Origin of the sequence: Halomonas sp. 18071143 (assembly GCF_019211725.1) — a bacterium.
Lineage (GTDB): Bacteria > Pseudomonadota > Gammaproteobacteria > Pseudomonadales > Halomonadaceae > Vreelandella > Vreelandella stevensii.
Genome location: NZ_CP078120.1, coordinates 1,766,513 through 1,785,440 on the forward strand (window position 1 = coordinate 1,766,513; position 18,928 = coordinate 1,785,440).

An 18,928-nucleotide genomic window follows, 5' to 3' on the forward strand; every position below is an offset into this window, starting at 1 on the left:
CAATCGGCATACTAGCATGCTGCTCTCTCACGTTCAGCTGCCTTGCCCTGCTACGGGCACCCGTGCCCGAGGCGGTCGTTTTTTATGCTAGGCTAGAGGCTTGGCGCCGGTAGGCATCCATTCCAGGCGCCCTGGTGATCCTCACTGTGACAGTGACCGTTAATGATGAAGTTGCCGGGAATCCATGTTCAACGCTCAATACTTTCGTACCTTTATCACGCTGGTGGAGACGGGCAGTTTCACGCGCACCGCACGACGCCTTGAAATGACGCAGCCAGGCGTCAGCCAGCATGTCAGAAAGCTGGAAACCTATCTGGATAAAGCGCTGATCGAGCGTCACGGGCGCAGTTTCACGCTGACCGAGTCTGGTCGTCGCGCCTATGACTACGCGCTGAAGCTGTTTGCCGAGCATGAACAGTTCAGGCATGGGCTGGACGATGATTCGCTGGATAGCGGCGAGTGCCGCATTGCCTCCCCGGGCAGCGTTGGGCTGATGTTCTACCCGTATATCCTGGGGCAGCAGCAGATGCACCCCAGCCTGACCGTCAACTACAGCTTTGCCTTCAATCATGAGATCGTCAACGACCTGTTGGAAGGGCGTTACGATATTGGCATCGTCACCGAGCAGGTCAACCATACCGAGCTTGCCTGCACCGTCTGGCACAAGGAGCCCCTGTGCCTGGTGGTGCCCGCCGACTTCGCGGGCAGTTCCTTGGCCGAACTGATGGGGTTGGGCTTCATCAATTACTACGATGGCATTAACCATGCCAACGCGCTGCTACGGGCCAATTTCCCCGACGAGTTCCGCTCCATGACGCATTTTCGCCACCAGGGGTTTACCAACGAAGTCAGCATGGTGCTGGACGCTGTGGCTCGGGGGTTGGGCTTTACCGTTGTGTCACGGCTGGTATTGGAAACTTCTCCCTGGCAGCGCCAGGTGAAGCCGCTGGCACTGCCGCAGGTCATTCACGAAGTGCTCTATCTGCTGCGGCGCAAGGATTCCGTGTTGCCCAAGCGTTACGAGAAGCTGCTCAAGGGTTTCCATGACCAGCGGCTACAAGAAACGACGCCTCTGGAACCCTGAACAGGGCCCCAGAGGCGCGAGGGGAGGCTTACCTAGCGGCGATATTCGTCAATGCTGGGGCACGAGCACACCAGTTGGCGATCACCAAAGACGTTATCCACTCGGTTGACCGATGGCCAGTACTTGGCGGCGGCGACGGCTTCGCTGGGGAAAGCCCCCAATTGGCGGTCATAGGGGCGCTGCCAGTCGCTGTCCATGACGTCGGCCTGGGTATGCGGCGCATTGACCAGCGGGTTGTTGTCCAGCGGCCACTCTCCATTCTCGATGCGCGCGATCTCTTCACGAATGGCAATCATCGCGTCGCAGAAGCGGTCGATCTCGTAGAGTGATTCGGACTCGGTAGGCTCGATCATCAGCGTGCCGGGTACCGGGAACGACATGGTCGGCGCATGGAAGCCATAGTCCATCAGTCGCTTGGCGATATCTTCTTCACTGATACCCGAGGCGCTCTTGAGCGGGCGGATGTCGATGATGCACTCGTGGGCCACATAGCCGTTCTGGCCGCGATAGAGAATCGGGTAGGACGGCGCCAGCCGTTTGGCGATGTAGTTGGCGTTGAGAATGGCGATCTCCGTTGCCTCGCGCAGCCCCCGCGCGCCCATCATTTTGATGTACGCCCAGGAGATGGGCAGGATCGAGGCGCTGCCAAAGGCGGCAGCAGACACTGCGCCACCGGGCTGTACGCCATCGATGGGCGTGACCACATGGTTGGAAACGTAAGGAGCCAGATGCGCCTTGACGCCAATGGGGCCCATGCCTGGACCGCCACCCCCGTGAGGAATGCAGAAGGTCTTGTGCAGGTTGAGGTGCGATACATCCCCGCCGAAGTCGCCTGGGCGTGTCAGCCCCACCTGGGCGTTCATGTTGGCGCCGTCCACGTAGACCTGACCACCGTGCTGGTGAATCACCTCACACACCTGACGAACGTGGGACTCGAACACGCCGTGGGTAGACGGGTAGGTGATCATCACCGCCGAGAGCCGCTCGCTGTACTGCTCGGCCTTATGGGTCAGGTCGGCCAGGTCGATGTTGCCGTTGGCGTCGCACTCGACCACCACCACCTCCATGCTCAGCATGGCGGCAGATGCCGGGTTGGTACCGTGGGCAGAGCTGGGAATCAGGCACACATCCCGGTGGGCTTCCCCTTGGGCGGCCTGGTAGCGGCGAATGGCCAGCAGGCCGGCATATTCGCCCTGAGCGCCAGAGTTGGGCTGCATGGAGATATGATCATAGCCGGTCACTTCCACCAGGAAAGCGGCCAGCTCGTCGATCATCTGATGATAGCCCGCCACCTGGTCGCGAGGCGCGAAGGGGTGCAGGTGCGCGAAGGCAGGCCAAGAGACCGGAAGCATCTCGCTGGTGGCGTTGAGCTTCATGGTGCATGAGCCCAGCGGAATCATGGCATGGGCCAGTGAGAGGTCCTTGTTCTCCAGGCGTTTCAGGTAGCGCAGCATTTCGGTTTCGCTGCGGTAGCGCGTGAACGTCGGATGGCTCAGGAAGTCGCTTTCCCGCTGGTACTCGGCCGGAATGCCTGCCAGCTTGCCTTCCACCACTTGCTCGTCGAGGGCGGCGACGGAAAGACCGTGCTCATCGCCGAGCAGCACATCGAACAGGGTCGCGACGTCATGGGCCGTCGTGGTTTCGTCGAGGCTGATGCCGACATCGCCATTGGCGAAATAGTGCAGGTTGATGTCATGGGTCATGGCGCGGCCATGGATCTTGCCTGCATCGACCTGGGTAAGGCGCAGCGTATCGAACCAGCTATCGTTGGCCAGCTGCACACCCACCTGTTGCAGCCCGGTGGCCAGCAGGGTGGTCAGACGGTGAACGCGGCCAGCGATTTTGCGCAGCCCCTCGGCACCGTGATAAGTGGCATAGAAACCGGCAATGTTGGCCAGCAGCGCCTGGGCGGTACAAATGTTGGAGGTGGCCTTCTCGCGACGAATGTGCTGTTCGCGGGTCTGCATGGCCATGCGCAGCGCGGTCTTGCCACGGCTGTCTTTTGAAACGCCGATGATGCGGCCCGGAATGGAGCGCTTGAGCTTGTCGGAGGTGGCAAAAAACGCTGCATGTGGGCCACCGAAGCCCATGGGTACGCCAAAGCGCTGCGAGCTGCCCACCACGATGTCGGCACCAAAGATACCGGGCTCTTTCAGCAGTACCAGGCTCAGCAGATCCGTGGCCACGCAGGTCATGACGCCCTTTTCCTGGGCCTTGGCGAGCAGCGGCGCGAGGTCGGTGATGTTGCCGCTGGCGGACGGGTACTGAACCAGCGCGCCGAACACCTCCTCGTCTGCCAGTTGCTCCGCCGGTGCAATCTTCAGTTCGAAGCCAAAGAATTCCGCGCGGGTCTTGATGACGTCCAGGGTTTGCGGGAAGACGTCTTCAGCAACGAAAAAGGTGTTGGACTTGCTCTTCTTGTTGCCGCGCTTGCACAGTGCCATGGCCTCGGCGGCGGCGGTGGCCTCATCGAGCAGGGAGGCGTTGGCAAGCTCCATCCCGGTGAGATCCATGACCACCTGCTGGAAATTCAGCAGACCTTCCAGGCGCCCTTGAGAAATTTCGGGCTGGTAAGGCGTGTAGGCGGTATACCAGCCGGGGTTTTCCAGCACGTTGCGCTGAATCACGGCGGGCATGTGGGTATTGTAATAACCCTGGCCAATGTAACTTTTGGCCACGCGGTTCTGGCGTGCCAGCTGGCTCAGGTAATCCAGGGCTTCTGCTTCACTGCGGGGGGCGTCCAGTGCCAGTTCGCGGCCCAAGCGAATGTCGCTTGGCACGGTCTGCTCGATCAGATCTTCCATGCGCTGCAAATCGAGCGCTTTTAGCATGGTGGCGACATCGTCGGGGCCAGGCCCGTTATGGCGTTTGATAAAAGCATCGTGGTCGGCCAGTTCGGCCAAACGGCGTGTTTCAAAAGGCATGGGAAGGTTCCGAACGTGATGAGTAAACCGTGGGGTCTCAGGGCAGCCGGTTCAGCGTGGCTACGGTGCAGCGTGTCCAACCCGCCAAGGGGTAGGCGGCCGCGTGATGCATCAGGGTGTTAACGTGAACGCCTGCACGGAGGCAGGCGTTCGGGTAAAGCTTATCAATCGTCGGCGCTGAGCGACGCCTGATAGGCATCGGCGTCCAGCAGGCCTTCGAGGGCCTGGCCTTCGACGCGCACCTTCATGATCCAGCCGCCTTCGTAAGGGGCTTCATTGACCGTTTCAGGCGCATCTTCCAGCGCTTCATTGACCTCGATCACTTCGCCATCCACCGGCGAGTAGAGATCAGAAGCAGCCTTGACCGATTCGATCACGCCAAACTCCTTGCCCTTGCTGAGGCTCTGACCGACCTCCGGCAGCTCGACGAAGACCACATCGCCCAGCGCTTGTTGGGCGTGGTCGGTGATGCCGACGGTAACGGTGCCGTCCTGATGATCCAGTACCCATTCGTGGCTGGCAGCGTAGCGCAAATTAGCTGGAAGATTGCTCATGAAGGTTCCCTTGTTAAACAGTGGAGTGAACGACAGCATACTAGCGTCTGTCGGTCAGCTTGGCGACTGTTGGGCACGGGTTGTCTAGTGTGCCATGTGCGTATGGTACCTTGTTTCCAATTGGAAACAAGTTTCTCATCAGTGGCAAAAAGAGAAAAAATTGGACGCCATTCACTTTGGGGCGACGCGCGTTTGATTTTCCAAAAAAAGAGGCTTTCTCTGCCGTTTGGCGACATGACCATGGATGTTCACCAGTAAGATGGTATAAAACATGCCAATCTTGCGTTTTTTCAGCGTGCAGTAGACGCTATGGTAGGCAGGCGTAGGAGCTTCTTCCCTGAGCGTCATGGGGGAAGCGTGACCGGACCTTTATAATAAACTTGCTAATCCTTCGGTTAAGGAGAGTCGTGTGGAAATGTTAACGAACCTATTAGGGGCCATTAACGGCGTGGTGTGGGGGCCGTTGATGCTGGTGCTGCTGCTGGGGGTGGGTATCTACCTGCAAATTGGCTTGAAACTGATGCCGATACGCAAGCTCGGCATGGGTTTCAAGCTAATGTGGCAAGGCCGCGATGTAAAACCTGCTGACAAGAGCGCATCGAAAGCCAGCAGTGATGGGGAAATTTCGCCGTTCAACGCGTTGATGACGGCGCTGTCCGCGACGATTGGCACGGGCAACATTGCCGGTGTCGCCACGGCCATCGCGCTGGGCGGGCCAGGTGCTGTGTTCTGGATGTGGATCACCGCGTTAGTGGGCATGGCAACGAAATTCGCCGAGGCGGTTCTGGCGGTGCGTTACCGTGAAACCGACAGCACCGGTCACCACATTGGTGGGCCGATGTTCTATATCAAGAACGGCCTGGGCAAGAAGTGGCTATGGCTGGGCGGCCTGTTTTCATTCTTTGGTGCCGTGGCTGCCTTTGGCATTGGTAATACCGTGCAGTCCAACTCGGTGGCGGATGCCATGGATGCCACCTTTGGCGTGCCCCATTGGCTGACGGGGGTGATCATCATGGTGCTGGCCGGGGCGGTGATTCTCGGTGGTATCAAGCGTATTGCCAAGGTGGCCGGTAAGCTGGTGCCCATCATGGGGGTTGCCTATGTACTGGCTGGGCTGCTGGTGCTGATTGTCAACGCGGGGCAAATTGGCGAGGCCTTTAGGCTGATCTTCTACTACGCCTTCAACCCGATTGCCGCTGCCGGTGGCTTTGCCGGTGCTGCCGTCATGGCGGCCATTCGTTTTGGCGTGGCCCGGGGAATCTTCTCCAACGAAGCGGGCCTTGGTAGCGCGCCCATCGCTCATGCGGCGGCGCAGACCCGGAACCCGGTTCGTCAGGGCTTGATCGCCATGCTGGGCACGTTCATCGACACGATCATCGTATGTACCATCACCGCGCTGGTCATTCTGACCTCTACGGTGTGGATCGATGGCGAAGCAGGGGCCTCTCTGACCGCGCTCTCCTTCGATGCGGCCTTGCCGGGCTTTGGTAATCAGATCGTGGCCGTGGCGCTGGCCGTCTTCGCCTTTACCACCATTCTGGGCTGGTCGTTCTACGGTGAGAAGTGCTGTCAGTTCCTGTTTGGCACGCGCTCCATCATGCTGTACCGCGTACTATTCGTATTGGCCATCCCACTGGGTGCCATCGCGCAGCTGGGCTTCATCTGGCTGATGGCCGATACCTTCAACGCGATGATGGCCATTCCCAACCTGATTGCGCTAGCGCTGCTGTCGCCGGTTGTGTTTAAACTCACTCGGGATTATTTTGCCGGTAAGGACATCCTGCCGGGTGAAGCCCTGGATCACGATAAATAAGCGTCTTTCACAGGCGGGAAGATAAGATCCACCAGAGCCGGGAAGCCTTTAAGGCTTCCCGTTTCTCTTTTGACCATTGAGGAAACCCATGACCGATCTTAAACGTACGCCGCTGCATGCACTGCACACTCAGCTAGGCGCGAAAATGGTGCCCTTTGCAGGCTATGAGATGCCCGTGCAGTACCCGTTGGGTGTGAAAAAGGAGCACGAGCATACGCGCCAGCAGTGCGGTCTGTTTGACGTGTCGCACATGGGGCAGATTCTGGTGTCCGGCGACGATGTGGCAGAAGCGCTGGAGACATTGATTCCCGCCGATCTGGTGGGGCTGAAGGTCGGCCAGCAGCGCTATGGCCTGTTTACCGGGACCGAGGGCGGAATCATCGATGACCTGATGGTGGTGAACGCTGGAGATCACTTCTACCTGGTGGTCAATGCGGCCTGCAAGGATCAGGATATTGCTCATCTACGCACCAACCTGGGTTCTACTCACCAGATCGATGTGCTGGACCGAGGTTTGCTGGCGCTGCAAGGGCCCCAGGCGCGTGATGTCATGCAGCGCCTGTGCCCCGCGGCCTGTGACATGACGTTCATGCAGCATGGTCGTTTCAGCCTGGTCGGTCACGAGGTGTGGATCAGCCGCAGCGGTTATACCGGAGAGGATGGCTTCGAGATTTCCGTGGCCGCAGAAGCGAGCCAGGCGTTGGCCGAAGCGCTACTCGCCGAACCGGAAGTGGAAGCGATTGGCCTGGGGGCGCGGGATTCCCTGCGTCTTGAGGCGGGACTGTGCCTTTACGGCCACGACATGGACATGACCACCACGCCGGTAGAGGCCAGCTTGATCTGGGCCATCGGCAAGCCGCGCCGCCATGGGGGAGAGCGCCCGGCAGGTTTCCCGGGGGCGGATATCATTCTGCATCAGGTGGATGCCAAGGTCCATACCCGCAAGCGGGTCGGTCTGGTGGGGGAAGGGCGTGCCCCGGTACGTGAAGGCGTCACGCTGGTGGATGAGTCAGGCCAGGAGATCGGTCAGGTAACCTCCGGCGGGTTTGGCCCCAGCGTCGGTAAACCCGTGGCCATGGGCTACGTGGAACGGCAATGGGAAGCGCCGGGCACGACGGTGTTTGCGCTGGTTCGGGGTAAGTCGCTGCCCATGACGGTCACGCCAATGCCTTTCGTGGAGCCAGGCTACTATCGAGGGTGAGGTACTTCTGTGCAAGCCCCCAAAAGCGGGGGCTTGCTCGATACCTTCTATCTCAACACCTGTCGCGGGTCGATGGGCTTGCCGCCCTGGCGCAGGTCGAAGAGCAGGTCATAGCGCTGCGTCGAGGCGCTTTGGCCGACTTCGCACAGGGCATCGCCAGCGCTCACCTGTTGGCCAACGTTGACCAGCAGTCGCTCGCAGAGCGCATATACGCTTTGCAGGTTGTCGGCATGATGCACGATCACCACCTCACCCAGCTGGCGCATGCCATCGGCAAAGCGCACTTCTCCAGGCGCCACGGCCTTGGCCTTGGCACCGGCCTGGGTGGCCAGCAACATCGGCTGTAGCGTGCCACGGCTATCGGCACCAAAGCGCCTCACGACCCGATAATCTTCCAGCGGCCAGGGCCAGCGGCGTGCCGACGCGGGCAGGCTGGCGCTGGGCGTTGTCGCAGGCGTCGCGGGTGCTGCCGATGAGCCGCTCGACCCGCCACTGCTGGCTGCGACGGCTCTGCCGCTGCCACTCAAGGGTACGCTGATGATTTGGCCCACCCGCAGTGCGGTGGCGGGGGTGCCAGGGTTGGCGCTTTGTATCCTGCCTGTGGTCGTGCCGAAATGGCGTGCAATGCCAGAGTAGGTATCACCCGCGCGTACCTGATAGCGGTAAGGCCCGCCTGAGGGGGCACGCTCCTGCTGGGTGGGAATCAATAGCCGTTGGCCGACGTTCAGGCGCTGAGCATTGACGCCCGGATTGAAACGCTCCAGACGCTCGATGGGCACATTGGCGCGAGCTGCCAACTGCCCCAAGGTGTCTCCTCGGCCTACCTCGATCCAGCCACCGCTCAATGCGCTGGCACTGCTGCTTTCCGAAGTGCGTTGGCTGGTCGCCGGTGTCGAGCTGGCACAGCCCGCCAGCAGGCTGACAACCAGGCAAGCGCTCAGCCAAAGCCCTAGTCGTGATCGCTGAGAGTGTCCAGCAGCGCGTCTTTTTCCTGCCACAGTGAATTGATCCATGCGTGGAAGCGTTCCTTGTGCTGCGAATCTTCGTGGTAGTTGGCATCCTGCATCCACTCCGGGATGGCAATCTGCCGGGCTTCGAGGGTAATGGGGGCTTCTTTGCCACATAGAAAGCCCATGAAGGTTGGCGTCGGATTGGCATAGCTGATGGTGACATCAAGGATACCATCCAATTGGTTGCCCAGCAGGCTAAGTACTTGTCCGATGCCGCCCGCCTTGGGGCGTAACAGATGACGGTAAGGGCTCTGCTGAGCGTCACGCTTGAGCGGCGTGAAGCGAGTACCTTCCACAAAATTGAAAATCGAAATGGGGGCGTGCCGTGCACGGCGGCAAGTTCGCTCGGTGGATTCTCTGTCGATCGTGGCCAGCTTTGGGTTTCTGGCAATCTGCTCGCGGGTAAAACGTCGCATGAAGGGGAATTCCAGTGCCCAAAAGGCCAGTCCGACAATCGGAATCCAGATCAGCTGATGCTTGAGAAAAAAGCGCGGCATTGGGATGCGGCGGTGCAGCGCCATGAACAGAATGAAAATATCGGTCCAGCTGCGGTGATTGGAGATGACCAGCCACCACTGCTCAGGCGTTAGGTTGTCAGGCACCTGAATGGACACCTGAGGCTTCAACCACAGGCGCATCCACCAGAGGTTCACGCCGATCCAGTTCAAGGCCACCGCGCACAGTCCTTTCAGCAGCCACTCCTTGGCTTTACGGCCGGGAGTGATGACCTTGAGCAGCGTCAAAATAATCAGGGGCACACCCCAAACCAGTGTGTTCAGCGTCAGCAGCAAGATGCTGACAGCCCCTTTGATGATTGGCATACCGCGGTCCTCGATCTACTGATGCTACGCACAGAGCGGCTGCCAGGGCTCCCTGAGGGAAGGCGCGCCAGGAGCACTCTGCGCCTGTAGGGACAAATGCTAATGGAACAAGCGCAGACTGCCCAGCATAACTTTGCCGTGCGTGGCGTGATCAGTGGCGCGCCAGTCCGGGAGTTTTAATGTTTTCGATGAGTACGTTACGTAACGCATGGGCGGCCACCGAGAGCTCCTGGTGAGTCAATATGCCCACTCGACAGGCAATGCCGGGCTCGGTCAGCGGCAGGCAGTGGGCGCCTAGCTCGTCCATTTGTTGAATGCACATGGAGGGCACGGCGCTGACGCCTAGCCCCGCCGCGACCATGCGCCCTACGGTCGAGAGCTGATGGCTTTCGAAAGCCACGGGAAGCTCGATACCTTGCCTTGCCAACTCCTGCTCCAGCAAGCGCCTTACCATGGAGGGGCGTTGCAGTGTGATCATGTCGTGGCGCAGCAGCGCTTGCCAATCCAGGCTTTGCCGATGGGCCAGCGGGGAGTCGAGGGGGACGACGGCCACGAACTGATCTTCGAAGAGTGGCGTAAAGCTCAAGCTGCCAGCGCCCTCGGGGGCGAACGCGATGCCCAGCTCGACCTGTCTGGAGCGCACCATGTCCATGACTTCCTCATTGATGACATCGTGCACGGTGACGTTGATTTTGGGATAGCGCTGGCGAAACTTGACCAGCGCGCCGGGTAGCAGATTACAGGCAAATGAGGGCATGGCGGCCACGCTCAGGCGGCCCAGCTGTAGCGTGAAGCGCTGGCGCAAGCGCTCTTCGGTATTGTCCCACTGGGCCAGCAGGTGCTTGGCCAACGGAAACAGTGACTCGCCTTCAGGGGTGAGGCGAACGCTACGCGTGCTGCGAATCAGCAGCTTGCCGCCCAGTGAGTCTTCGAGCCCCTTGATGGCCAGGCTAAGTGCGGGTTGGGAAAGATGCAGGCGTTCGCATGCCTGAGTAAAGCTGAGTGTTTGGGCCACGGCCAGAAAGGCCCTGAGCTGCTTGACGGTCATGAGGACTCTTTATAAGTTATTAAAATAAATTGATAAGAAAAACAAACTTAACAAATATATCATCAAGCACAACACTGACTCTATCGAAGCAACTGCATCCAGCGCGCAGCTTTTGTGCCAGACTGGTCAGCAACCACGTAACGAACAATATCCGATAACGTTTTACCAACCACGTGAGGCAACACAATGGCAGGATTCGACAAGCGTGTATCTTCCTATGAAGAAGCGATGGAAGGCCTGGAAAGCGGCATGACCGTGATTGCAGGTGGCTTTGGCCTGTGTGGCATTCCCGAAAACCTGATTGCTGAAATCAAGCGCCGTGGGGTCAGCGACCTGACCGTGGTGTCCAATAACTGCGGTGTCGACGGTTTTGGGCTGGGCATCCTGCTCGAAGACCGCCAGATCAGCAAGATTATTGCCTCTTATGTAGGCGAGAACGCGCTGTTCGAGCGGCAGATGCTGAATGATGAAATCGAAGTGGTGCTGACGCCGCAGGGGACGTTGGCGGAAAAGATGCGCGCAGCTGGCGCAGGTATCCCGGCGTTCTTCACGGCCACCGGGTACGGCACGCCGATTGGTGAAGGCAAGGAAGTGCGTGAGTTCGACGGTCGTCACTATATCCTCGAAGAGGCCATCAAGGGTGACTTCGCCATCGTCAAAGGGTGGAAAGCCGATCGTTACGGCAACGTCATGTACCGTCACACTGCCCAGAACTTCAATCCCATGGCCGCCACTGCTGGCAAGATTACCGTGGTAGAAGTAGAGGAGATCGTTGAGCCAGGCGAACTGGAGCCCAGTCAGATCCATACTCCCGGCATTTATGTGGATCGCATCATTCAGGGCACGTTCGAGAAACGTATCGAGCAGCGCACCGTGCGCAGCTAATCAGTTTGCCTATTTTCCATTACTGCTCAACGACAAGAGGTGGCACCATGGCTTTGACACGCGAACAAATGGCACAGCGAGTGGCTCGTGAACTCCAGGACGGGTTCTATGTGAATCTGGGAATCGGCATTCCCACGCTGGTGGCCAACTATATCCCCGACGGCATGGATGTCATGCTGCAGTCGGAAAACGGCTTGCTGGGCATGGGGCGCTTTCCTACCGAGGAAGAAGTCGACCCTGACATGATCAATGCGGGCAAGCAGACCGTGACGGCGCGTCCCGGCGCGGCCATTTTCTCGTCAGCCGAATCCTTCGCCATGATTCGTGGTGGGCATGTGGACTTGACCGTGCTCGGCGCTTTCGAAGTGGACCAGGAGGGCAATATTGCGTCCTGGATGATTCCCGGCAAGCTCATCAAGGGCATGGGCGGCGCCATGGATCTGGTGGCGGGCGCAGAGAACATCATCTGCACCATGACTCACGCTTCCAAGCATGGTGAGTCCAAGCTACTGGAAAAATGCTCGCTGCCGCTGACCGGTGCTGGCTGTATCAACCGTGTTCTGACCGACCTGGCTTATCTTGAAATCAAGGACGGCGCGTTTATTCTCAAGGAGCGTGCGCCTGGGGTCAGCGTCGAGGAGATCGTCGAAAAGACCGCGGGCAAGCTGATCGTCCCCGACCATGTGCCGGAAATGACCTTCGACGCATGACGTGGTGGCGTGGGTCAACGCGACTCACGCCATTTCGCAGCGGGTATGGAACGGTAGCAGAATTTCCGCTAGCCGTTTGTGATCATCTTCCACGTGGCGTTGTGTCAGTGAAAGCCCCCCGAGGCAAAGGCGGTGCTCATCGCCTTCGCTGAAGACGATTTTCTGCGGCATGGCGGGATAGAAGCGATGATCCAGCAGGCTGGACACCGAAAATACCCCGTTTTGTTGGCTATCGAGGGCATGCAGCCCGACGTGTTCCAGCTGTAGGCCCAGTGCGTCCAGCGAGGCATCCAGCGTGGCGCAATCGAATCCGGCATGATGCAGGCGTGGTCCCATGACGGCCAGCCAGGCAGCCAATGGGTGTGCCGTATACAGCTGTTGATAGAGTGCCCAGCTTGGCATGGGCCACGGACGCCCTCGGCACAGCAGGTTGTGGCCCTTGCAGTCGGCGGGGTGGCTCTGCTGTATCAGAGCGGTCAGGGCTTCTCTGGGTGTTCTGGAGAGCGCCCCGACCTGCAGCTCCGCCAGCACCAGCCAGCTACTGTCATCGTTGGGTGCCAGCAGGTGAATCAGTAACCCTTTGTCAGCCATGGCGTAGTGGCCGACGGAACGATAGCCCATTCTGGCCAAGGGGGCGCTAAGCGCACTGGTAGCGAAAGGGCCATGGTTGAGTGTTACCAGCGTCAGGTATTCTGCGCTGGTGCTGATGGGCCATAGCCTGAGTGCACCGATATCCGGATGATTATGGATATAGTCCAGCCAAAGCTGTTGTAAAAACTCCTCGCGCTGCATCGGGATTCCTCGCCGCCTACTGGCTTGGGTAAAACGAACACGGTTATCAAAAGCTCAGTATAGGCAAGTGCGTCGTGGCAGCTTCAACGCGAATCGATGAAGGTTTTAACGCCGGATGATCAGGCAGGGTCAGGAGGCGAGCAGCTGGTTGTCGCGAACGAGCTGGTCGAACTCGGTGTACCCGCCCACGTGCTGCTGGTCGATGAAGACTTGCGGCACGGTGTGGATGGGCTTGCCAGCCGTTTTGGCAATATCTTCCTTGGTAACGCCTTCGGAGGGCATGTCGACGTAGCGATAGCCTTCGATCTTGCCACTGTTTTCCAGATGCTCGGCAAGCTGTTTGGCGCGTACACAGAAGGGGCAGGACATACGCCCAAAAATAACCACGAACATGGCAATGACTCCGTTGAATAAGGTATGGCTTGTACAGTAGTACCCCATTGTGGCGTAGCCCGAGGTGTTTCGCCAATAGCAGGACGCTACGCTCTCCATAAAGCCCTACAATGGGGGCCAGCAACACCGAGCGTTCACAGGAGTACTCTCATGCAAGCCTTGCAGGCCCAGGACTATGGCTATCTGGCCGAGTTGGCGAACAGCTACCGAGACGCATCGTTAGCGGCGCTGAAAAAGGAGGCGCACTACAACCCTCGATTGAGCGTCGATGCGCTGTGTTTTCAATACGGCGAGGTGCGAATCAACGGCGCCAGCACCCTGGTCGGTGCGCTGATTACCCCGTGTGCATTATGGATGCTGGTGGTGCCTGAGCAGGCAACGCTGTCGGCCCCCCTGGAAGAGAGCCTGGTGGTGTCCTTGCCGTCTGGCCGTTATCGGATGACGCTCGAGCGCTTGCCGAACGGTATCGAATTCTATCAGCGATGCATTCTGAACGACCTGAGCGAGCTGGAGAGCCTGCAAGAGGCGTCTCGGCTTGCCCAGCGCATGATGGAGCAGTTGATGTCACCTGCTACTCTCTGAGTTTACTCGGTAGAAGGCAGAAGCCCGAGACTGCACCTATAATTTTAAGCGTTTATACCTTCATTTCAGTCGATTCGATAAAAGGAAGCCTGCATGTCAGCAGATAAAGCGTCAACGCCCCGTGTTGCAGTCGTCACCGGTACCAGCAGCGGTATTGGTGCCGCCGTGGTCCAGCATTTTTGCGAGCAGGGTCACCAGGTCTTGGCAGTGGATTTCAATGAGGCAGGTCAGGAGGTGGCCGATCAGGCCGGTGCGGCGTTCTACAAGGCCGATTTGACCGACCCGGACGCCTGCCGTGGTGCCATTGCCGACGCCGTGAAGCGCTTTGGTGGCGTGGATATCCTGGTGAACAATGCCGGTATTCAGCACGTGGCGGCCATCGAGTCTTTTCCAGAGGAGAAGTGGCGGCAAATCATCGACCTGATGCTCACCGCGCCTTTCCTGCTGACTCAGGCGGCCTGGCCGCACATGCGTCAGAAAGGGTGGGGGCGAGTCATCAATATCGCCTCTATCCATGCTCAGGTGGCGTCACCCGGCAAGGCCGCCTACATCAGTGCCAAGCACGGCATGATCGGTCTGACCAAGACGGCGGCCCTCGAAGGGGGTGAGCAGGGCATCACGGCCAATGCCATTTGTCCGGCCTACGTCAAGACGCCGCTGGTCGACAATCAGATTGCCGACCAGGCAAAGCTCAATAATATGGGTGAGCAGGAAGTGATCGAGAAGATCATGCTGAAAAACGCAGCGGTAAAACGCCTGATCGAGCCTTCCGAAGTGGCCCAGCTAGTCGCCTATCTGGCGTCGGATGCTGCGGGCGCAGTGACCGGTGCCAGCTGGAACATCGACCTGGGCTGGACCGCCCACTAACGGCGTACCGGGCGCTTCTGCAGCTTGCGCTGAAGCGTCCGGCGATGCATGCCAAGGGCTCTTGCCGTGGCCGAAATGTTGCCATCGTGCTCCTGTAGCACTTTCTGGATGTGTTCCCAGGTAATGCGGTTGATCGAGGGCGGGTTGTCGGCCAGCTCCACGTTGGGGTCGGCTTCCGGGTGCTCGAAGGCCGCCATGACGTCATCGGCGTCGGCGGGTTTGCACAAGTAGTTGATGGCTCCCAGCTTGATGGCTTCGACGGCGGTGGCAATGCTGGAGTAGCCGGTGAGTACGACGATACGGCAGCCCGGCACGGTGTTGAGCAGCTCGGGCAGCAGTTTGAGCCCCGAGCTGTGCTCGAGCTTCAAATCCAGTGTGGCCATGGTGGGCAGGAACTGCGCGGCGGTCGCCATGGCTTGGTCGGCGTCATGGGCCACCATCACCTCGAAGCCACGGCGCGTCAACGCGCGGCTCAGTACGTGACAGAACATTTCATCATCATCCACGATCAACAGGCGCTGGTCTTGGTTCTGCATGGCATCCTCGATGGTCTGACTTGGCACTGATGGCAGGCTAGCCCGGTGCGGAGCAGCGTGGCAGCGTCACTTCCGTCAGTGTTCCCCCTTCCGGGTGATTATACAGGCTGACACCGCCACCAAACCGATTGATCGTGGCGTGCGTCAAAAAAAGCCCGATGCCCATTCCCTTGCTCTTGGTCGACACGAAGGTGTCGCCCAGCTGGTCGGCAATCGACATGGCGATACCGGGGCCATGGTCGCGGATATCGATCACGACGCTTTCCTCGTGCCAATCCAGGCGAATGGCGATGTGCTCGGGGTTGGCGTCGGCGGCGTTGTTGAGCAGGTTGGTGAGCGCCTGATCGAGGGTGGCGTCCACGGCAATCCACGGCCGTCCCCGCCGCTCGGCCACGTCGAAATGGTGGTTGACGTCAGGACGAATCACCAGCCAGCGCTGAACCACGCCGGCCAGCCATATCTCGGCATCGAGGATTTCCGGTTCGGCCATGCGGCGTCGGTCGGCGTTGTTGACCAGGTGCTGCAGCCGGGATTTGCAGATATCCACCTGCTGACGCAGCAGTGCGATGTCATCGGCGAGCGCAGAGCCTTGCGCTACATCGGTCTGCATCTCCTTCAACAGCACGGCCATGGTCGACAGCGGCGTGCCCAGCTCATGGGCGGTGCCAGCGGCCTGAGTGGCCACTGCCAGCACCTGCTCGTTGCGTAGCGCGGCTTCCCGGGTGCGTGACAGTGCCTTGTCGCGGCTGCGTAGGGCATGGGCCATCTTGTAGATGAAAAAAGTCACGAGCCCTGCCGACAGGCCAAAATTGAGCCACATGCCCAGCACGTGCAGGCTTAAAGGGCCGTCACTGCTGATATGACCTAGCTGCGGAATGGGGTGGTAGAAAAACATCAGGAAGGTATAGCCGCCCATGGCACAGGCAGCAATGATCCAGGCATGTCGCCACGGCAGCGTGGCAGCGGCAATGGTCACCGGCACCAGGTAGTAGGTGATGAAAGGGTTGGTAGACCCCCCGGAAAAATAGAACAGCAGCGTCAGGCCGGTAATGTCTGCCAGCAGGTGGGCCAGATACTCGATATGGGTGACCGCCCTGGGGCGGCCCAGCCGCCACCAGGTGGCAATGTTCAGCATGCCCATGGCAATGACTACGCTGACCACCGCCGTGACCGGCAGATTGAACGCTAGCAGCTCGATGCCGACGATGATCGCCATCAGAAAGCCCGTCCAGGTAATCCCCCGGACGATGGTCAGCCGGACCAGATTGCGGTTGGGCGTGGAGAGCGGTAGGGGCAGGGCGGTAGCCATGGACGATTACTTGTTCGATGTCTTGACGCTATGAATCACGAACTTGATGAATAGCGTCATGACGAAGGTTAACCAACCCGCCGATGCCAGCAGGTTGAACAGCAATATCTTGGGTGGCAGCCAGGCACTCCCCAACAGCGTTTCCAGCAGGATATGGAAAAACATGGCCAGCAACAGGGGCAGGGCCAGGGTATGCATCCACATGTCGGTGCGCCGCTTGCGGATATGGTAACGCATCAGCAGGTAGCGCAGCGGTCGGTGTGCCCAACTGAACAGCAGCAGCGCGCCTACCACGAACAACATGGCCAGCGTCGGCTCGGTACTTTGTTGATACATGGAAATGGAGATCGACCAGGCAAGGCCTAGCCACACCAACCCCTCTATGCTGGCAATGACATCCGCATAGCGTCGTACGTTCTGCATAAACAACAGCATCCTTGGTCTTACAACGTGGCGTCATGATACGACACTTGGCTGGGCCTGTGGGGGTCGTGTGCAGATTTATCCCGCGGGGCGATTGGGTATACTGTGCAGCCGTGACACCCCTCTTTCACTTTCAAGACAGGACTTGCCGTGGACGCTATCACGATCACTCGCCCCGACGATTGGCACCTTCACCTTCGCGACGACGAGGCGCTGAATGCGGTGGTAGGCCATACCGCAGCCCAGATGGGGCGGGCCATCATCATGCCCAACCTCAAACCGCCGGTGACCACGACCGAGCAGGCCATGGCCTATCGTGAACGTATCCTAGCGGCCTTGCCGGCGGGTAGTGCGTTCGAGCCGCTGATGGTGCTATACCTCACCGATACGACGCCCGCAGAAGAGATCGAACGGGCTGTCGCCAGCGGTGTGGTCAAAGCGGTCAAGCTCTATCCGGCGGGGGCAACGACCAACTCGGCTTCCGGCGTCACCAATATCGCTCATTGCGACGCGGCCATTGCCACCATGGCGCGGCTGGGAATGCCGTTGCTGGTCCATGGCGAAGTGACCGACCATGATATCGACATCTTCGACCGTGAAGCCGTGTTCATCGAGCGCGTCATGAAACCTCTGTTGGCTCGTCACCCGACGTTGAAGGTCGTGTTCGAACACATTACGACGCAGCAGGCCGCTGAATTCGTCGCTGACGCGTCGGACAATGTCGCAGCGACCATCACCGCTCACCACCTATTGTTCAATCGTAACCAGATGCTGGCCGGGGGCATTCGTCCTCACTACTACTGCCTGCCAATCCTGAAACGTGAGCAGCATCGTCAAGCGCTGTTGAAAGCGGCCACCAGCGGCAGTGCGAAATTCTTCCTGGGAACCGACAGTGCTCCTCACGCCAAGGGTGATAAGGAGTCAAGCTGTGGCTGCGCCGGCGCCTATACGGCACCTGCCGCTATCGAGCTTTACGCCATGGCGTTCGAGTCGGTTGGGGCACTGGACAAGCTGGAGGCCTTTGCCAGCCTGAATGGGCCGCGTTTTTATGGGCTGGCGCCCAATGGCGACACGATTACGTTGGTGCGCCGTGATTGGCAACTGCCGGAAAGCTACCCTTATACCGCAGGGCAGACCATCGTGCCTTTGCAGGCGGGTGAAACCCTGGCGTGGCAGATGGAGGCGTAAGAGGTCAGTCCCCATCGCCTGGCGGCGATGGGGGTTTCAGAGTCATTCGCTGGCCAGCTTCGACAGCATCTGGTTGACCATGCGTGAAGAGTGGTCGGCGGCCACTTCGAGGAACTGCTCGAAAGAGAGGTGGTTGTCACCGCTGCCCGGGATGTCGGACAGGGCGCGAATCACCACGAAGGGGCAGCCATACAGATGACAGGTCTGGGCAATGGCGGCACCCTCCATCTCGACCGCCAGCATGGTGGGGAACTGGGCGCGGGTCCTGGCTACCCGCTCCGGGTCGGCCATGAATGAATCGCCGGTGGCGACCATGCCTTCTCGCACCGTCACTTCGCCCAGGGCTGCAATGGCGCTGCGTGCCACGCTGCGCAGGTGTTCGCTGGCCGGGTAAGCCTCGGGCATGCCGGGCACCTGTCCCAGGGCATAGCCAAAGACCGTGGCATCTACGTCATGGTGGCGCACTTCGTCCGAAATGATCACATCACCAATGGCCAGGTCTGTGGCAAACCCGCCTGCAGACCCGGTGTTGATGATGGCGTCTGGCTGGTAGCGTTCCAGCAGAATGGCGGTTCCCACAGCGGCGTTCACCTTGCCGATGCCGGATTGGAGAATGACCACCTCCAGGCCATGCAGCGTGCCGGTATGAAACACGAAGCCTGCATGCTCGGCACGCTCAGCGCTCGCCAGTTGGCTCGCCAGAATGTTCACTTCTTGCGCCATGGCGCCAATGATACCAATACGTTGCACCGTGATATTCTCCGCGGGTCGGTGGGGATAAGGCGTTC

Annotated in this window: 19 protein-coding genes; 8 read left to right on the forward strand and 11 right to left on the reverse strand. The window is 59.5% G+C overall.

The window, feature by feature from the left end; genetic code table 11:
• Positions 1 to 184 precede the first annotated feature (184 nt).
• Positions 185 to 1,084 (forward strand): LysR family transcriptional regulator, encoded by a 900-nt coding sequence (locus KVY02_RS08195; protein WP_081135525.1) that lies wholly within the window; start codon positions 185 to 187, stop codon positions 1,082 to 1,084.
• A gap of 32 nt (positions 1,085 to 1,116) precedes the next feature.
• On the opposite strand, the gene gcvP is transcribed toward KVY02_RS08195, so the two are convergent.
• Together gcvP and gcvH are read right to left on the reverse strand one after the other, a co-directional pair.
• On the reverse strand, positions 1,117 to 4,008 hold the full coding sequence (gcvP, locus tag KVY02_RS08200) for an aminomethyl-transferring glycine dehydrogenase (RefSeq protein ID WP_218314950.1): 2,892 nt from the start codon (positions 4,006 to 4,008) through the stop codon (positions 1,117 to 1,119).
• Positions 4,009 to 4,172: 164 nt separating this feature from the next.
• Positions 4,173 to 4,562: a glycine cleavage system protein GcvH gene (gene gcvH / locus KVY02_RS08205; protein WP_016913775.1), complete on the reverse strand. Its 390-nt coding sequence runs from the start codon at positions 4,560 to 4,562 to the stop codon at positions 4,173 to 4,175.
• A 409-nt stretch (positions 4,563 to 4,971) separates the two neighbouring features.
• Here gcvH and KVY02_RS08210 point away from each other — a divergent pair, with 409 nt between their 5' ends.
• Together KVY02_RS08210 and gcvT are read left to right on the forward strand one after the other, a co-directional pair.
• The gene (locus KVY02_RS08210; RefSeq protein ID WP_218314951.1) at positions 4,972 to 6,375 is read left to right on the forward strand and encodes an alanine/glycine:cation symporter family protein; all 1,404 of its coding nucleotides are present in this window, start codon (positions 4,972 to 4,974) and stop codon (positions 6,373 to 6,375) included.
• A gap of 88 nt (positions 6,376 to 6,463) precedes the next feature.
• Positions 6,464 to 7,576, forward strand: coding sequence for a glycine cleavage system aminomethyltransferase GcvT (gcvT, locus tag KVY02_RS08215; protein WP_193461524.1), 1,113 nt, complete (start codon positions 6,464 to 6,466; stop codon positions 7,574 to 7,576).
• Between the two features lie 47 nt (positions 7,577 to 7,623).
• Here gcvT and KVY02_RS08220 read toward each other — a convergent pair whose 3' ends face one another.
• The 3 genes from KVY02_RS08220 to KVY02_RS08230 form a co-directional block, all read right to left on the reverse strand.
• The gene (locus KVY02_RS08220) at positions 7,624 to 8,406 is read right to left on the reverse strand and encodes a LysM peptidoglycan-binding domain-containing protein (protein ID WP_193461555.1); all 783 of its coding nucleotides are present in this window, start codon (positions 8,404 to 8,406) and stop codon (positions 7,624 to 7,626) included.
• Between the two features lie 119 nt (positions 8,407 to 8,525).
• A complete protein-coding gene (locus tag KVY02_RS08225) occupies positions 8,526 to 9,407 on the reverse strand; it encodes an acyltransferase (RefSeq protein WP_081135537.1) in 882 nt (293 codons plus the stop codon).
• A 151-nt stretch (positions 9,408 to 9,558) separates the two neighbouring features.
• Positions 9,559 to 10,455: a LysR family transcriptional regulator gene (locus KVY02_RS08230; protein WP_081135540.1), complete on the reverse strand. Its 897-nt coding sequence runs from the start codon at positions 10,453 to 10,455 to the stop codon at positions 9,559 to 9,561.
• A gap of 186 nt (positions 10,456 to 10,641) precedes the next feature.
• On the opposite strand from KVY02_RS08230, the gene KVY02_RS08235 reads away from it, so the two are divergent.
• Positions 10,642 to 11,340 (forward strand): CoA transferase subunit A, encoded by a 699-nt coding sequence (locus tag KVY02_RS08235; protein WP_016913782.1) that lies wholly within the window; start codon positions 10,642 to 10,644, stop codon positions 11,338 to 11,340.
• A 47-nt stretch (positions 11,341 to 11,387) separates the two neighbouring features.
• A complete protein-coding gene (locus tag KVY02_RS08240) occupies positions 11,388 to 12,050 on the forward strand; it encodes a CoA transferase subunit B (protein WP_016913783.1) in 663 nt (220 codons plus the stop codon).
• 24 nt (positions 12,051 to 12,074) lie between these two features.
• Here KVY02_RS08240 and KVY02_RS08245 read toward each other — a convergent pair whose 3' ends face one another.
• The gene (locus tag KVY02_RS08245) at positions 12,075 to 12,842 is read right to left on the reverse strand and encodes a DUF1338 domain-containing protein (protein ID WP_100730647.1); all 768 of its coding nucleotides are present in this window, start codon (positions 12,840 to 12,842) and stop codon (positions 12,075 to 12,077) included.
• Positions 12,843 to 12,971: 129 nt separating this feature from the next.
• Positions 12,972 to 13,235, reverse strand: a complete 264-nt coding sequence (locus KVY02_RS08250; protein WP_081135547.1) for a GrxA family glutaredoxin — start codon at positions 13,233 to 13,235, stop codon at positions 12,972 to 12,974.
• A 150-nt stretch (positions 13,236 to 13,385) separates the two neighbouring features.
• Between KVY02_RS08250 and hybE the strand changes: the two genes are divergently transcribed.
• A complete protein-coding gene (hybE, locus tag KVY02_RS08255) occupies positions 13,386 to 13,817 on the forward strand; it encodes a [NiFe]-hydrogenase assembly chaperone HybE (RefSeq protein WP_081193238.1) in 432 nt (143 codons plus the stop codon).
• Positions 13,818 to 13,910: 93 nt separating this feature from the next.
• A complete protein-coding gene (locus KVY02_RS08260; protein ID WP_016913787.1) occupies positions 13,911 to 14,684 on the forward strand; it encodes a 3-hydroxybutyrate dehydrogenase in 774 nt (257 codons plus the stop codon).
• On the opposite strand, the gene KVY02_RS08265 is transcribed toward KVY02_RS08260, so the two are convergent.
• From KVY02_RS08265 to KVY02_RS08275, 3 genes are read right to left on the reverse strand one after another with little or no spacing between them, the layout of a single operon-like run.
• Positions 14,681 to 15,220 carry a response regulator transcription factor gene (locus KVY02_RS08265; protein WP_016913788.1) on the reverse strand — a complete coding sequence of 180 codons (540 nt, stop codon included), beginning with the start codon at positions 15,218 to 15,220 and terminating at the stop codon, positions 14,681 to 14,683. The two genes, KVY02_RS08260 and KVY02_RS08265, sit on opposite strands and share 4 nt — an antisense overlap.
• 37 nt (positions 15,221 to 15,257) lie before the next feature.
• Positions 15,258 to 16,529: an ATP-binding protein gene (locus KVY02_RS08270; RefSeq protein ID WP_016913789.1), complete on the reverse strand. Its 1,272-nt coding sequence runs from the start codon at positions 16,527 to 16,529 to the stop codon at positions 15,258 to 15,260.
• A 6-nt stretch (positions 16,530 to 16,535) separates the two neighbouring features.
• A complete protein-coding gene (locus KVY02_RS08275; protein ID WP_016913790.1) occupies positions 16,536 to 16,952 on the reverse strand; it encodes a hypothetical protein in 417 nt (138 codons plus the stop codon).
• 150 nt (positions 16,953 to 17,102) lie between these two features.
• Here KVY02_RS08275 and pyrC point away from each other — a divergent pair, with 150 nt between their 5' ends.
• Positions 17,103 to 18,140 (forward strand): dihydroorotase, encoded by a 1,038-nt coding sequence (pyrC, locus tag KVY02_RS08280; protein ID WP_016913791.1) that lies wholly within the window; start codon positions 17,103 to 17,105, stop codon positions 18,138 to 18,140.
• 42 nt (positions 18,141 to 18,182) lie between these two features.
• Here the strand turns inward: pyrC and mtnN are convergent, their stop codons facing one another.
• Entirely contained in the window at positions 18,183 to 18,890 is a 708-nt protein-coding gene (gene mtnN, locus KVY02_RS08285; protein ID WP_016913792.1) for a 5'-methylthioadenosine/S-adenosylhomocysteine nucleosidase, read from the reverse strand.
• Positions 18,891 to 18,928 lie beyond the last annotated feature (38 nt).